We start from the raw sequence: 15536 nt of genomic DNA, 5'->3' as shown, positions 1-15536 counted from the left end.
AAATTATATTGATGAGGTTTATCGAATAATTAAGTTGTGTTCAATTTAGCGACAGTTTGTACCGCATTTGTTACTTTTTAAATTTAAATGATGACATGATATTGTCTTGTAGATTTAGTGGATACTTTGCATTTACATTTGCGCATAAATTATTACAATTACATTGATTTTAATTTGACCTTTTATTCAGTTTTTGTTCATTTTTTTAGCGTTAGGATGCGCCCCGACTTTGGCTAGACAGCTGAGGCATAAAAAGTAATATTTATAGGGAATTTAAAATGAAAAAATTAGCCGTTATCATTTCGAGCATTTTATTATCAAGTGCTGCAACCACTGCAATAGCCGCAGATACTTACCAATCAATCAGCCATGTAGGATATGTGGACGTAGATGGTGATGACACATTAAGTGTTGACTCAACATATTATTTTTCTCCAAAAGCGACTTTAGGTCCTTACGATCAATTTGAATACATCAATAAGCAAACAAATGTTTATGGTGCATACAGTGATAATGATTTTGGAGATGTTACTAGCGTTGGCGGTGAGTATTTTGTAGAAGATTTTGTATTAGGTGCACAGTACAATAATTTCGATAGTGATTTTGGCTCAAGCACGGATGTAATTGAACTTTCAGCGGGTTACTTCTTTAATCCAAACCTTGTATTAAAAGCAACGTTTGTTGATGTAGAAGATGCTGAAAATCAGTTTGTGTTTGACTTAGCATATAACCATCAGTTAAACAGCACTGATTATATCGGCTTCACAGTAACATCAGATGATGAGTTTGATTACCGTGCAGTAGCAGCTAAGTACTTTGTTGATTTACAGCAAGGTAACTACTTGACTGTTGAAGGTAAATTTGAAGATGTTGATGGCGGTTCAAGTAACTGGGAATTAGCATCTAACTACTATTTCAGCAAAGCAACATCGGTGTTTGTTACAGTTAATAAAAATGATGACTACACTCTTGGTGCTCAACACTTCTTCAATAACAATGTTGGTTTAGAAGCAGGTTACGGCAATAACTGGGATGATTCTGATTATGATGCTTACTTTGCAAATGTAAGCTTACAGTTCTAATTTAACTAAAATTAGAATATGAACAAAAAGCCCGCTCATTTGAGCGGGCTTTTTGTTCAGCGCTATTTACCAGCCGCAGTTGCGGCCTTCGTTTTGTTTATCTAAATATGTTTGTAATGGTGCAAAGTAATCGAGCATTGCTGTTGCATCCATTTGCGGCTTACCTGTTACAGTTTCAAGCGCCTCTTGCCAAGGGCGAGACGAACCCATTTCAAGCATAGCGTTTAGCTTATCCCCTGCTTCTTTTGAGTTATAAATAGAGCAGCGATGAATGGCCTTATCGTTACCGGCAATTTCACATAAGCTGCGATGAAACTCAAATTGTAAAATATGCGCTAAAAAGTAACGAGTATAAGGCGTGTTACCCGGGACGTGGTACTTAGCACCCGGATCAAAGTCATTTTCGCTACGTGCGATAGGAGCTTGCACTCCTTGGTATTTTTCACGTAGTTCCCACCATGCTTTATTGTAATTTTCTGGTGCTACTTCCCCTGAAAATACCTGCCAGCGCCACTGATCAACCATTAAGCTAAACGGCACAAAGGCGACTTTATCAAGTGCCATTTTCATTAATAAACCAATATCTTTAGATTCATCAGGTACTTGTTCAAGTAAGCCGATTTCTTTTAAGTAACCCGGTGTAACCGATAAGGCAATGGTGTCTCCAATGGCTTCATGAAAACCATCGTTTGCACTTTCTTGATAAAATAAAGGCTGCTTGTTGTATGCGCGTTGATAAAAGTTATGACCTAATTCATGGTGAATAACTGAAAACTCTTCGCCTGTGCGCTGAATACACATTTTAATGCGTAAATCGTCTTTGCTATCGATATTCCATGCTGATGCATGACACTGCACATCTCTGTCTTTTGGTTTTACAAACAGTGAACGCTCGTAAAATGTCTCTGGTAGTGCGTCAAAACCCATTGAGGTGAAAAAGTTTTCAGCCCCTTTTACCATTTTAAGTTCGTCGTAATTATTTTGAGCTAATAACTCGGTTACGTCGTAACCCGGATCGGCGTTTTCTGGTGCAACTACATCGTAAATATTACCCCATGCTTGCGCCCACATATTACCAAGTAAGTGCGCTGGTATTGGCTGATCTTGAGGTACTTTATCGGTGCCGTACTTTTCACCTAACTTTGCGCGAACATGGCAGTGTAGCGAGTTATACAGTGGTTTAACTTGGCCCCAAATACGATCAAGCTCGGTGCTGAAGTCATCAGCAGGCATATCGTATTTACTGCGCCACATAGCGCCCGTATCGGCATAACCAAGCTCCTTTGCACCTTCGTTGGTCAGTACTACTTGTTGCTCGTAAAGTGAGCGCATTGGTTTTGATATTTGACGCCAGCCTTGCCATAAATCAAGTAGTTCGTTGTAATCTCGGCTGGTGGCCATTTTTGAAGTCATGTCGCCAAGGCTTAAACAGGTGCCGTCTTCTTTACAGTATTTACCTTTACCGTATAGCCCGCCAAGCTTTGCGACAATTTGTGAAAGTTGCGCTGTTTTATCAGCGTCTTGTGGGGCAGGAAGTGTAAGTGCTAGTTTTAGTTTATCAAGCTTACGGCGAGCATCGTAATCAAGCTCTAGTTCGTCGTATTTTGCAGCTTCATTTGCTAAACGCACGACTGTTTCGGTCATTTTACGGTTAACTTCAGCCGATAGAGCCGACGTATCATGAGTAATAAAGTTTGCGTAAATCCACTCTGCACGGCTCGATTCTAAATAAAGTGCACTTAGTTCTTTTTCTGTGTTTGTTATAAATGTTTTTGCATCTTTAGCTGTTACAGCTTTTTTAGTGTGTGCTGAATCGGTAGTGTCTATAGTTACTTGCGCATCGCAGGCCGTTAAAGCAAGAGTACTTGCTACCATTAAGGCGCTCATACTTAGTTTAAATCGAAAGGGGGTCATGCTATTCCTTTAATTTATTGTTATTAAAACGTTGATAATAGCAGTGATGTTTAAAACAATAAAATGAATGCGTTAAGGCTCACGACTCGTCGTGCAATGATTGTATTTAAATTAAGATGGGTCATAATTAAGTTACTATTTTCATTCAATGTGTAAGGAATGTGCGCATGTTAATATTTATAATATTGCTGGTCGTGGTGGTGGTTATTTTTGCGGTTAAAGATATTCGCCTAAACTTGATTAGTCGTCCTACGTTTAAAATGTTCAAAAAGGTGCTTCCGCCATTATCGCAAACAGAGCGAGAGGCGATGGAAGCAGGTGATGTTTGGTGGGATGGTGAGTTATTTAGTGGTAACCCAGACTGGCAAAAACTGCACCGCTTTCCTAAACCAGAGCTTAGCGATAAAGAAAACGCATTTATGGCTAACCAAGTAGAAACCTTATTGGCGATGCTTGATGATTATCAAATTGTACAAAAAGACAAAGACTTACCAAAAGAAGTGTGGGATTACCTAAAAACAGAAGGTTTTTTTGCGCTGATCATTCCTGAAAAATTTGGCGGTCGTGAGTTCTCGGCAATTGCTAATTCAACGATAGTATCAAAAATTTCGACTAAAAGCTTAACAGCCGCAGTCACTGTTATGGTGCCTAATAGCTTAGGTCCGGGCGAGTTACTTCTTCACTATGGTACTAAAGAGCAGCAAGATCGTTGGCTGCCAAGTTTAGCTAATGGTACAGATGTTCCTTGTTTTGCATTAACGGGACCTGAGGCGGGCTCTGATGCTGGCAGTATTCCTGATTCAGGCGTGGTGTGTATGGGTGAGCATAATGGCGAGAAAGTAATGGGCCTGCGTTTAAATTGGTCAAAGCGTTACATTACACTTGCACCCGTGGCTACTGTACTCGGCTTAGCATTTAAAATGTATGACCCTGATGCTTTATTAGGTGATAAGAAAGAGCTAGGCATTACATGTGCTCTAATACCAACCGATCATCCGGGTGTCGAAACGGGTGAGCGTCATTATCCGCTTAATATGGCCTTCATGAATGGTACCACTTACGGTAAAGATGTATTTATACCACTGGACTGGATCATTGGTGGTCAAGAGTGTGCAGGGCGTGGCTGGAGAATGCTTGTTGAGTGTTTAAGTGCAGGGCGTGGTATATCACTACCAGCATTGAGTGCAGCAACTGGACATTTAGCTTCAAAAATGACATCGGCATATGCCATGGTACGCCAGCAGTTTGGTGTATCTATAGGGCAATTTGAAGGCGTGCAAGAGGCACTTGCGCGTATTGGTGGTTTAACTTACACACTTGAGTCATGCAGATTAATGACCGCAGGTGCGATTGATTTAAAATTAAGCCCGTCGGTTGTAACAGCGATTGCTAAATACCATATGACTGAAATGGGTCGTACGGTAATGAATGATGCAATGGATATTCATTCAGGTAAAGGAATTCAAGTAGGGCCTAATAACTATTTGGCGCATGGCTATATGGGTATTCCAGTATCAATTACGGTTGAAGGCGCGAATATTTTAACGCGTAACTTAATGATATTTGGCCAAGGTGCAACACGCTGTCATCCATTTGTTTTAAAAGAAATGGAAGCCGCTGCAATGGAAGATGACGACGCAGCACTTGAACAATTTGATGGTTTATTAATGAACCATATAATATTTGCAGCAAGTAATGCAGGTATGGCATTTGTGCATGGCTTAACACGTAGTTATTTTGCTAAAGCGCCTGTAGGTGGTGAAACGGCTGTTTATTATAAGCAACTGAGCAGAATGAGCCGAGGCTTAGCTATTTGCACAGACGTGGCTATGTTAATGCTTGGCGGTGAGCTTAAACGAAAAGAAATGATATCGGCACGTTTGGGTGATGTATTAAGTCATTTGTACTTAGCATCAACTGTTTTAAAACGTTATGAAGACGAAGGGCGCCAACAAGCTGATTTACCATTTGTAAAATATGCTATTGAGAACTCATTATTTGAAATTGGCCAAGCGTTTAATGGCTTCTTTAAAAACTTTTCAAATCCGGTTGTTAATTTTACCCTTAAACGTATCGTATTCCCGCTTGGAAATCATTACCACAGACCAAGTGATGAAATTGCACAAAGTATTTGTGAGCGTATGACTCAACCGGGTGTATTTAGAAACCGCTTAACGCATTTATGTTATGTAGATGAAAATGCAGGTACAGGGGTCATGGAAAGCGCATTTTTAGCTATGCATGATATGCAAGCGCAGTTTAAAGATCTAAAACAATGGCAGCGTAAGGGCAGTGTGCCTGCAACGCTTGATATTGAAGGTGCTATAAATTATGCGCTTGAAAATAAGTTGTTAGAGCAAACGGATGCTGATGCAATGCATCACGCTAATAAGTTACGAAAGAAAGCCATTGCAGTTGATAATTTTCAACCAGGGGAGCTGTAGCGCAGTATTTTAAATACTAACTAAAGCGAAAAAGGCCTTACAAATGTAAGGCCTTTTTATGTTTAATTCATTTATTTTAACGAGCGTAAGGGTCGGCAACTATTTTATCTATGTACCATTTGCCTTTTTTACGAAGCATTTTTACACTGCGCATTTCGTCAATTTTATCACCATTTAAATAGCCGGTAAAAATAAGGTTTATTTTGGCGTTATCACCGTATTGTTCACGGATGCTCATATTGGTCATATCAACTTCAATGGTTACTTCATCGTATTGCATATTTACTAAGTTACGGGAAAACTGTTTTGCAGTGCCGTAGGATTTCATTATGCGCGTAAGATTGGGTGTTGCCATGGTGCTGGCTTTTTGAAGGTCTTGCTGGTTATAAAGCGCATCAAAATAAGCGGTTGCTGTATCGCCAGGAGTGTCGCCAAGTGTTTTGGTATCGTCTCCACAGGCTGATAAAAATAAACAGATAACCAAACTTAATAAACTCGTGATTTTTTTCATATTAGTTATTATTAATTAGTTTTTTAAAGTGTGTGGTTTATCTAGGAAGATGTAAAGGTATGGGGGGCAATAAATAGAAAATTGGATAATAAATAATAAAAAAGGATGCCTAAAGCATCCTTTTAAAAATCTTAAAATTACTTATTGTACTAGCTCTTGCTCACTAAATTCTTCATCAAACATTGGGCTTGATAAGTAACGCTCAGTTGCACTAGGTAGGATAACAACAATATTTTTATCTGCGTTTTCAGGTTTTTCAGCAATTCGCTTAGCTGCAACAACCGCAGCACCTGACGAAATACCGACTAAAATACCTTCTTTTTTCATTAACTGATGCGCCATTGCAATTGCGTCTTCGTTAGATACAAGCTCGGCACCATCAATTAAGTCCATATCTAAGTTGCCAGGGATAAAGCCTGCACCAATACCTTGGATTTTATGAGGGCCAGGTTTAATTTCTTCACCGGCAAGCGTTTGGCTAATAACAGGAGAGTTAGTTGGCTCAACAGCAATAGACTTAACGTTTAAACCTTTTTCTGTTTTAAGGTAGCGGCTAACACCTGTAATAGTACCACCAGTACCTACACCTGCTACAAAAAAGTCTACTTTGCCGTCAAGTGCATCGTAAATTTCTGGGCCTGTTGTTTCAAAGTGAATTTTAGGATTTGCAGGGTTTTCGAATTGTTGTAATAAAATATACTTATCAGGTGCTGTTGCTTGAATTTCTTTTGCTTTTTCAATTGCGCCATTCATACCTTTAGCACCGTCGGTAAGTACTAGATTTGCACCTAATGCTTTTAATAGCTTGCGACGTTCTAGGCTCATGGTGTTTGGCATAGTAAGCGTTAACTTGTAACCACGTGCAGCTGCAACAAATGCAAGTGCAATACCAGTGTTACCTGATGTTGGCTCTATAAGTTCTTTACCTTCAACAAGCTGACCTGACTTTTCAGCTTCCCAAATCATTGATGCACCAATACGGCATTTGATACTAAAGCTTGGATTACGAGATTCAACTTTAGCGTATACATTCCCACCCGTAACACGGTTAAGTTTTACTAGCGGCGTATTACCAATAGTTAGTGAGTTATCTTCAAAAATAGTAGACATAATGTTCCTTTGGATACAATCTGATCAACGTGCTAATAGCCTTTGCTACTAACTATACATACACACTTTACTGTGAGTTTAAAAAAACTAAAGTAAAGTTTGGCTATAACATATATTTATTGGGCTTATAACCAGTCGAAATAAAAATCAATTATTAACGGTGCTTTAGTTATTGTAGGTGCGGGCTTAATTTGAGATTTAAAGAGTAAAAACTCGTTTAGTCAAAAAATGTTCAAAAGAGCTCTAGATTAAGCTGTATTTGTTCGTTATTTGCGCACATGAATGTAACTTGAATAGTTTTATCACACAATGCGTCTAAAACATGATAAAAACACGTATCTAAATTCAATTAAGCAATCACAATGAAGTTAATCTTAAAATTAATTGCCGGTATTGTGGCCGGTATCTTAGTCGGACTATATGTACCTATAACTGGTGTTGAACTTTTATTTACAGTAAAAGAGCTGATTGGTCAAATTATCTCCTTTACCATCCCTCTTATCATTTTATTTTTTATTGCATCGGGTATTGCTGGCCTACCAAAAGGGTCTGGTCACTTACTTGGTAAAACAGTAGGGTTTGCTTACAGCTCTACCATTATTGCAGGTACGCTTGCATTTTTATTAGTAAGTGCTGTTATACCTTTTTTAAGTGGTGGCATTACATTTGAAGCAGAAGTTGCTACTGAAATAGGTAGTTTTATTGATTTAGAAATTCCACCTCTGATGGGTGTAATGACCGCATTAGTGACTGCTTTTGTATTTGGTATAGGCATGAGCCAACTAGAACTTGATACGCTTAAAAAGGTGTCTGATCAGGGTCGTGATGTAGTGGACGGGTTATTATCGAAAGTAATTATTCCAGCTTTACCATTTTACATTGCTGGCGTATTTGCCGAAATGACGGTGGCAGGCACTGTGGTAGATACGTTGCAAACATTTGGTGTAGTACTAATTGCAGCGCTTGTTATGCATTGGTTATGGTTAAGCGTTTTATATATAGCGACAGGTATATTGTTAAAACGTAATCCAATCGAATTAGTTAAAAATATGCTACCAGCTTACTTTACAGCGTTAGGTACTATGTCAAGTGCAGCAACGATTCCAGTATCGCTTCAATCAAGTAAAGCAAATAACGTTAAAGAAGATGTAGCTAACTTTACAGTGCCACTTTGCGCGACTATTCACTTATCTGGCTCAACTATCACTATAGTAACCTGTGCAATGGCTGTTATGTTTTTATCGCCAAGCATGGAAGTTCCTTCATTAATGGGTATGCTACCGTTTATTATGATGTTAGGTGTAGTAATGATCGCAGCACCGGGTGCTCCAGGTGGTGCAGTCATGTCGGCGCTTGGTTTATTAACAAGTATGCTTGGGTTTAATGAAGGTGCTGTTGCATTAATGATTGCACTTTATTTAGCACAAGATAGCTTTGGTACTGCGTGTAATGTAACGGGTGATGGTATCATTGCGTTATGGGTTGACAGATTTAGCGAAAAATCGTCATCTTAAACTATTAGAGCGAGGCAATAATATTAATTATTGTTTCGCTTTATGTATGTTACTGTGGCAAATTAATTTAATTAAATTGCATGTTGTTAGGTAAGTGAGGATGTTCCATTGATTAATGTACTTTTAGTTGATGACCATGAACTTGTACGAACAGGAATCAAGCGTATTCTTGATGACGTACGAGGGTTTAAAGTAATTGGCGAAGCTAAAACTGGCGAAGAGGCTGTACAGTTTTGTCGTCAGCATGCGCCAAACATAGTATTAATGGATATGAATATGCCAGGCATGGGCGGATTAGAAGCGACTAAAAAGATTTGTCGTTACTGCCCAGATGTAAAAATTATTGTGCTTACTGTTAATTGTGAAGACCCGTTTCCGAGCAAGGTAATGCAAATTGGTGCACATGGCTTTTTAACTAAAGGTGCAGGCTCTGACGAAATGGTTCGTGCCATTCGTTGTGTTCATGCTGGTCAGCGTTACATTGCACCTGAAATTGCACAGCAGATAGCGCTTGCACAAGTGACAGGCCGCACAGATGAAAACCCTTTTCAGAGTTTATCTGAGCGCGAACTGCAAATTATGCTTATGATCACCAAAGGTGAAAAAGCACAAAATATAGCTGAACGCTTAAATCTAAGCTCTAAAACAGTAAATAGCTATCGTTACCGTATGTTTGAAAAGTTAAATGTAGGTGGTGATGTTGAGCTTACCCATTTAGCTATTCGTCATAAAATGATTGATATAGACGTTTCGTACTAACTATAATTTATGTCTGAATTCGATCACGTACATTTTCTCAAAACGCTATCAAGTGAGCCGGGCGTATACCGCATGCTTGATAGTGACAACCAAGTTATTTATGTTGGTAAAGCAAAGCATCTAAAAAAGCGTGTGAGCAGTTACTTTAGAAGTAACATTACCGATAGCAAAACACGCGTTTTAGTGAGTAATATTTGTAACATTGAAGTCACCCTCACCAATACTGAAACCGAAGCGCTGCTGCTTGAAAATAATCTAATAAAAAAATATCAGCCTCGGTACAACATATTATTACGCGACGATAAGTCGTACCCCTATATTTTACTAACTAGCCATAAACACCCTCGTTTAGCATTTCATCGTGGCAGTCGTAAAATTAAAGGTGAGTACTTTGGGCCTTTCCCAAGCGCAGGAGCGGTATCTGAAAGCTTGCGCTTAATGCAAAAAATATTTCCTGTTCGTCAATGTGAAGATGCTTATTACCGCGCAAGAAGTCGCCCGTGTCTGCAATATCAACTTAAACGTTGCTCAGCTCCATGTGTAAATAAAGTAACTGATGATGATTACAGTGAGCAAGTTGACTATGTTCGTAAATTTTTAACGGGTAAATCTCACGAAGTTATTGCTGATTTAATAAAAAAAATGGAAGCAGCCAGCCTGCAATTAAACTTTGAATTAGCGGCAAAAGTTCGCGACCAAATAATGCTACTTCGTAAAATGCAGGAGCAACAGTCTATTTCTGGTAACTTTGCAGAAATGGATGTTGTCGGTTTTGCGCATTTAAACGGGTTAAACGGCATTCATTTATTAATGATCCGCGATCATAAAGTACTGGGTAGTAAAACCTATTTTCCAAAAGTACCTAAAGATTCGAGTGAGCAAGAAATATTGACTTCATTTTTAGGACAGTACTATTTAGCGCCAGGAGCAACAGGGCGTATTGCAAAAGAAATCATATTACCGTTTGAAATAGAAGAGAGCGGGGCACTCGGCGAAGCGCTTACACAAATAAGTGAGCGCAAAGTAATCCTTAAAGTGGTTACTCGTGGTGAGCGTGCGCAATACTTACAACTGGCCAATAAAAATGCATTAAACAGTATTGCGGTTAAACAAAGTACCCAAGACTCTATTAATAAACGTTATGCACAATTAAAAGCAACACTGCGACTTGACGATATTACCCGAATGGAGTGTTTTGATATAAGCCACACCATGGGGGAGAACACCGTTGCAAGTTGTGTTGTATTTGACTCACAAGGCCCAAATACAAAAGAATATAGGCGCTACAACGTAACAGGTATTACAGGTGGCGATGATTATGCTGCAATGGAATTTGCACTTAATAAACGCTATAACAAGTTAGTAGACGAAGACAAAATTCCAGACGTTATCTTTATTGATGGCGGTAAGGGGCAGTTAGGACGCGCTGAACAGTACTTCTCTAATTGGCCGCACACTAAAATGCCTTTATTAGTCGGTGTTGCAAAAGGAACGAGTCGTAAACCCGGTCTTGAAACACTATTGATTGACGGTGGACGCAAAACCATTCCGATGGATTCAGATGCGCCTGCGCTTCATTTGATTCAGCATATACGTGATGAGTCTCACCGTTTTGCTATTGCAGGGCATCGTAATAAACGACAAAAACAACGTACACAATCACTACTAGAAGAAATAAATGGAGTAGGTTCTAAGCGTCGCCAAACATTATTAAAATATTTAGGGGGCATGCAGGGTGTAAAAGCTGCTAATATAGAACAGTTAAAGAAAGTTCCTGGGATCAGCCCTGACATGGCTGAGAAGATATTTAACCATTTGCATGACAAGGGCTAGCCCTACATGCGAATATAGCAAAAAGACATATCCAAGTAGTTATGTGGAATATTCCAAACACACTCACAACATTTAGACTTTTTCTTATCCCCGTTTTTTTGGTGATATTTTATTTGCCTTATAGCTGGGCTTTTTTTGCTGCCGCCTTTATTTTTTGGCTTGCATCGATCACCGATATATTAGACGGTTATTTGGCAAGAAAGCTTGAGCAATCAACTCCTTTTGGTGCTTTTTTAGATCCTGTTGCTGACAAAGTAATGGTATGTGCTGCACTTGTAGCGTTATCTGATCAGTACCAGTCAATGTATATGACAATACCTGCTCTTATTATAATAAGCCGTGAAATTATTATATCTGCACTTCGTGAATGGATGGCAGAGCAGGGTAAGCGTGGTAATGTAGCTGTATCAAATATGGGTAAAATAAAGACGGCTGCACAAATGTTAGCCATTATCGGTTTGATTTGGCAATATGATACGTGGATGAACTATTTAAGTTTTGGACTACTGTACATTGCGACCTTTTTAACCTTGAGTTCTATGATGCAATATTTACGTGCAGCATGGGGCGAATTGACTAAAAATTAACTCTAAATGTATAATAACGCACCGTTTTAGATAAAAAACAAGCAAACAGTTCAAAACTAGCATTTTTTGTATTGACGCGTTTAATAATCTCTGTAGAATGCGTCCGTGTTGAGAGGGCATAGCCCCCGAGATAAACAAAACGGTAATTAATCAGTTACCTGAATGTTCACATAAATCATCATGTGCTAATTCAAATAACTGATAAATAAAATGCGGTACTAGCTCAGTTGGTAGAGCGCGACCTTGCCAAGGTCGAGGTCACGAGTTCGAGCCTCGTGTACCGCTCCAAGTTTATCTCAAGGTTATTACTCCATTATTGGGGCGGAATGGCAGAGTGGCCATGCACCGGATTGCAAATCCGTTTACCTCGGTTCGACTCCGGGTTCCGCCTCCATTTCAACACTCCACACGCTTTAATTAGCAAACTCGATGCCCGAGTGGTGGAATTGGTAGACACAAGGGATTTAAAATCCCTCGACTAACAAGTCGTGCCGGTTCAAGTCCGGCCTCGGGCACCACTTTGTGGTTTAATTACATTACCAAGTGTAATTTGTAAAATGGTTAATTTAGAATTAATATGATGCGGTACTAGCTCAGTTGGTAGAGCGCGACCTTGCCAAGGTCGAGGTCACGAGTTCGAGCCTCGTGTACCGCTCCATATTAGTTTTATCCACTTGCTTTTAATAGCAAACTCGATGCCCGAGTGGTGGAATTGGTAGACACAAGGGATTTAAAATCCCTCGACTAACAAGTCGTGCCGGTTCAAGTCCGGCCTCGGGCACCACTTTAAATTATTTTACCAAGATGATTTGAAGTTGATAAAACAGTATTTTGCGGTACTAGCTCAGTTGGTAGAGCGCGACCTTGCCAAGGTCGAGGTCACGAGTTCGAGCCTCGTGTACCGCTCCAAATTATTTGGATACATTTAGGCGGAATGGCAGAGTGGCCATGCACCGGATTGCAAATCCGTTTACCTCGGTTCGACTCCGGGTTCCGCCTCCATATAATTTACTCCACACGCTTTAATTAGCAAACTCGATGCCCGAGTGGTGGAATTGGTAGACACAAGGGATTTAAAATCCCTCGACTAACAAGTCGTGCCGGTTCAAGTCCGGCCTCGGGCACCATCTCTTTATTAAGCGCTCTGCTTAAAAAATCTAATAAATCTTCTAATATCTATAAAATATCCAGTAAAAATCCTGATTTATCATTTTTATGTTTTCTATGATTTATATTATCTTGATATGCACTATTTTATGCATGGTCTACCCAATAATAGCGTTGTGTGATAGTTCATTAAGAGTTTGTATATCTATCGTATTAAAGATATATATGAGTAAGCATAATGTAATATTTCCAAACCCAATCCTATAGCGCCTCAAATAAACCAGCCATGCAATCCTTAGCGACACACAGTACTTAATGCTAATGAATACACTTTGAACTGAACTAAGCGTCATAGACTTATGATACCAACCAGTAAAGTAGGCCATTAGCTTTAAAAAATTCAAAACAGTAAAGCAATCTACACCTCGAGAGCAAATAACCTTGAAAGCAAAGTTCAAACACCTATGTGCTGGTAGCATAAAGTAATACCAATCTGCTTATATATGGGGTCTATTTAAGGTTAAGGAAATTACGCTAGATTTAGGCAAAAATTTTTGTATCTAGTGTTCTAAATAAAAATTTTTAACGACGTTATAGTGCAATTTAATTCGTTAAATTGCTCAGAGATTTATGCAGGTTGGTATAGTTGTCGAATTGGTTGGTAACACATGCTCATTGGAAGTTAAAAATCGCGGGTAAGAGTAAGTCTAGAGTTATGGTGAGAACTTCAAATAGGTAAACAATAAAGTGCTTATACATAATGCAGAGCTATGGGCATTAAACATCTGTTTTTGTAGGTTGTCTTATCTAGGCTGATAATCAGATAATGTCTATACAGTTCTTATCGTCCGTAACAGCTTTTACTAATAAATGATCGAGTGCTATGTGCCAGGACTTTTTATTTTTAGAACTAAAAAAGCGAGCCGTAGCTCGCTGTTTATTGTTTATTTCCAGGCCTCGGGATCGACCTCTTTAGCAAGTTTAGGATGCTTACTTTTGTCAAAGGTGGGTATTAAGCCCTTTTTGCGTTGTTCGTTGTAATCTTTAGAGAGCCATACAACAACACCTGAAAGCATAAATAGCGCTATAACGTTTACAATGGCCATTAAACCCATTGATATATCTGCCAGCGTCCAAATTAAACCAAGCTCACCAACAGCACCAAACATCACCATACCTAAAACAACAAGTCTAAAGATAAACATACCTTTATTAGAGTTGTGCTCTAAAAACATTAAATTTGTTTCAGCGTAAGAGTAATTAGCCACAATAGAAGTAAAAGCAAAAAACAATATAGCAATGGCAATAAAGTAAGTACCCCAGTCGCCGACATGTTCTTGTAATGCTGCTTGTGTAAGTTCAATCCCCATAACACCAGATTCAGGTACTAATTGCTGCGATAGTAAAATAAGAGAAGCAGTCGCTGTACAAATAACAATAGTATCAATAAATACACCTAGCATTTGCACATAACCTTGTGATGCTGGATGAGGAGGGTAAGGTGTCGCAGTGGCTGCAGCATTAGCTGCACTACCCATACCAGCTTCGTTTGAGAATAAGCCACGCTTTATACCTTGGATCATAGCTTGTGTAACACCATAACCAATTGCACCTGCACCAGCTTGTTCAATACCAAAAGCACTTTTTATTATAAGTACAATTACATCAGGTAATGCAGTAAAGTTAATAGCGCATACATAAAGAGCCACTAACAAGTAAGCTAATGCCATAAATGGGACAACCATTTCAGCAAAACGAGAAATCGTTTTCAAACCACCAAAAATAATAATACCAGAGCCAATAACCAAGCAAATGCCTACTATATACTTAGGTACATCAAACGCTACTTCAAATGCTGCAGCAATAGAGTTTGACTGTACGGCGTTAAATACCAAACCAAAGGCTAAAATTAAGCATAACGAGAATAAAGTCCCCATCCAGCGTTTACCTAAACCGTTTTGCATATAATAAGCAGGGCCACCTCTAAAATTGCCTTCAGCATCTTTTGTTTTATAAGCCTGAGCCAAAGTACTTTCAGCAAAGCTTGTAGCCATACCTATTAATGCAATAAGCCACATCCAAAAAATAGCACCTGGCCCACCTAGGTATAAGGCAACAGCAACACCAGCCATATTACCTGTACCAACGCGTGCAGCTAACGAAGTACAAAAAGCCTGAAAGGATGAAATTTCGTTATCGGCACATTTACGAGAGCCAAACATAACTTTGAACATATGTGGAAATTGCACAAACTGAATAAAGCCTAGTCGAAAAGTAAAAAAGAGGCCTGCTGCTATTAATAAGTAGACGAGAACTTGGCCCCATAGAAGGGCACTTATACTGTTTATTATGTCTGTCATGGATACTGCCTAAATACATGAGTTAAAAAAAGTGACCGCAACTTATCACATCAGGATAAAAGTGTTTAGTTTTAAAGTTCAAAAACAGAGTTATCAACAGGGTTTTGTGGGTAACTTGTGCTTATCGTGTGTGCTTGCTTGGGGCTTAATTTTAATTACTATTTAATGAAAATAACGCTTGCGTAAAATCCGCCGCTCCCTATAATGCGACCCCACTGAGACGGGAAACGCTGAAGCATAGCGAGGCACGAAATACTCAGAGAGTTAAATAAAACTTCGGTTTTAAATTGTCGAAAGAAAGTTTAAAACTAAGTA

10 protein-coding genes and 8 tRNA genes are annotated in these 15536 nt (G+C 39.1%); 14 read left to right on the top strand and 4 right to left on the bottom strand.

Annotated elements, in window-relative coordinates:
• The first annotated feature begins 278 nt into the window (after positions 1–278).
• Positions 279–1082, top strand: a complete 804-nt coding sequence (locus CXF76_RS01220; protein WP_101162850.1) for a putative porin — start codon at positions 279–281, stop codon at positions 1080–1082.
• Positions 1083–1148: 66 nt separating this feature from the next.
• On the opposite strand, the gene CXF76_RS01215 is transcribed toward CXF76_RS01220, so the two are convergent.
• On the bottom strand, positions 1149–2996 hold the full coding sequence (locus CXF76_RS01215) for a M2 family metallopeptidase (RefSeq protein WP_101162849.1): 1848 nt from the start codon (positions 2994–2996) through the stop codon (positions 1149–1151).
• Between the two features lie 167 nt (positions 2997–3163).
• Between CXF76_RS01215 and CXF76_RS01210 the strand changes: the two genes are divergently transcribed.
• Entirely contained in the window at positions 3164–5440 is a 2277-nt protein-coding gene (locus CXF76_RS01210) for an acyl-CoA dehydrogenase (protein ID WP_024591299.1), read from the top strand.
• Between the two features lie 76 nt (positions 5441–5516).
• Here the strand turns inward: CXF76_RS01210 and CXF76_RS01205 are convergent, their stop codons facing one another.
• Together CXF76_RS01205 and cysK are read right to left on the bottom strand one after the other, a co-directional pair.
• On the bottom strand, positions 5517–5951 hold the full coding sequence (locus CXF76_RS01205) for a hypothetical protein (protein WP_007587009.1): 435 nt from the start codon (positions 5949–5951) through the stop codon (positions 5517–5519).
• Between the two features lie 141 nt (positions 5952–6092).
• On the bottom strand, positions 6093–7061 hold the full coding sequence (gene cysK, locus CXF76_RS01200) for a cysteine synthase A (RefSeq protein ID WP_024608071.1): 969 nt from the start codon (positions 7059–7061) through the stop codon (positions 6093–6095).
• 362 nt (positions 7062–7423) lie between these two features.
• On the opposite strand from cysK, the gene CXF76_RS01195 reads away from it, so the two are divergent.
• The 12 genes from CXF76_RS01195 to CXF76_RS01140 all read left to right on the top strand — a co-directional run bounded on the left by CXF76_RS01195 (position 7424) and on the right by CXF76_RS01140 (position 12881).
• The gene (locus tag CXF76_RS01195) at positions 7424–8575 is read left to right on the top strand and encodes a dicarboxylate/amino acid:cation symporter (protein WP_007587010.1); all 1152 of its coding nucleotides are present in this window, start codon (positions 7424–7426) and stop codon (positions 8573–8575) included.
• 108 nt (positions 8576–8683) lie between these two features.
• Positions 8684–9334 carry a UvrY/SirA/GacA family response regulator transcription factor gene (uvrY, locus tag CXF76_RS01190; protein WP_002963136.1) on the top strand — a complete coding sequence of 217 codons (651 nt, stop codon included), beginning with the start codon at positions 8684–8686 and terminating at the stop codon, positions 9332–9334.
• A gap of 9 nt (positions 9335–9343) precedes the next feature.
• The gene (gene uvrC, locus CXF76_RS01185; RefSeq protein WP_021032122.1) at positions 9344–11167 is read left to right on the top strand and encodes an excinuclease ABC subunit UvrC; all 1824 of its coding nucleotides are present in this window, start codon (positions 9344–9346) and stop codon (positions 11165–11167) included.
• Positions 11168–11208: 41 nt separating this feature from the next.
• A complete protein-coding gene (gene pgsA / locus CXF76_RS01180) occupies positions 11209–11754 on the top strand; it encodes a CDP-diacylglycerol--glycerol-3-phosphate 3-phosphatidyltransferase (RefSeq protein ID WP_032827134.1) in 546 nt (181 codons plus the stop codon).
• A gap of 212 nt (positions 11755–11966) precedes the next feature.
• Positions 11967–12042 (top strand) — tRNA-Gly (locus tag CXF76_RS01175).
• Between the two features lie 32 nt (positions 12043–12074).
• Positions 12075–12148: transfer RNA gene (locus tag CXF76_RS01170), tRNA-Cys, on the top strand.
• Between the two features lie 37 nt (positions 12149–12185).
• A tRNA-Leu gene (locus tag CXF76_RS01165) sits at positions 12186–12272 on the top strand.
• 64 nt (positions 12273–12336) lie between these two features.
• A tRNA-Gly gene (locus CXF76_RS01160) sits at positions 12337–12412 on the top strand.
• A gap of 39 nt (positions 12413–12451) precedes the next feature.
• Positions 12452–12538: transfer RNA gene (locus tag CXF76_RS01155), tRNA-Leu, on the top strand.
• Between the two features lie 49 nt (positions 12539–12587).
• A tRNA-Gly gene (locus CXF76_RS01150) sits at positions 12588–12663 on the top strand.
• A 19-nt stretch (positions 12664–12682) separates the two neighbouring features.
• Positions 12683–12756: transfer RNA gene (locus tag CXF76_RS01145), tRNA-Cys, on the top strand.
• Positions 12757–12794: 38 nt separating this feature from the next.
• Positions 12795–12881 (top strand) — tRNA-Leu (locus tag CXF76_RS01140).
• 924 nt (positions 12882–13805) lie between these two features.
• On the opposite strand, the gene CXF76_RS01135 is transcribed toward CXF76_RS01140, so the two are convergent.
• Positions 13806–15221, bottom strand: coding sequence for an alanine/glycine:cation symporter family protein (locus tag CXF76_RS01135; protein ID WP_024591297.1), 1416 nt, complete (start codon positions 15219–15221; stop codon positions 13806–13808).
• Positions 15222–15536: the final 315 nt, after the last annotated feature.

The sequence above is a fragment of the Pseudoalteromonas sp. 78C3 genome, from assembly GCF_002836695.1.
GTDB classification, from domain to species: Bacteria; Pseudomonadota; Gammaproteobacteria; order Enterobacterales; family Alteromonadaceae; genus Pseudoalteromonas; species Pseudoalteromonas arctica.
This window is presented reverse-complemented; position numbering and strand designations above follow the sequence as displayed.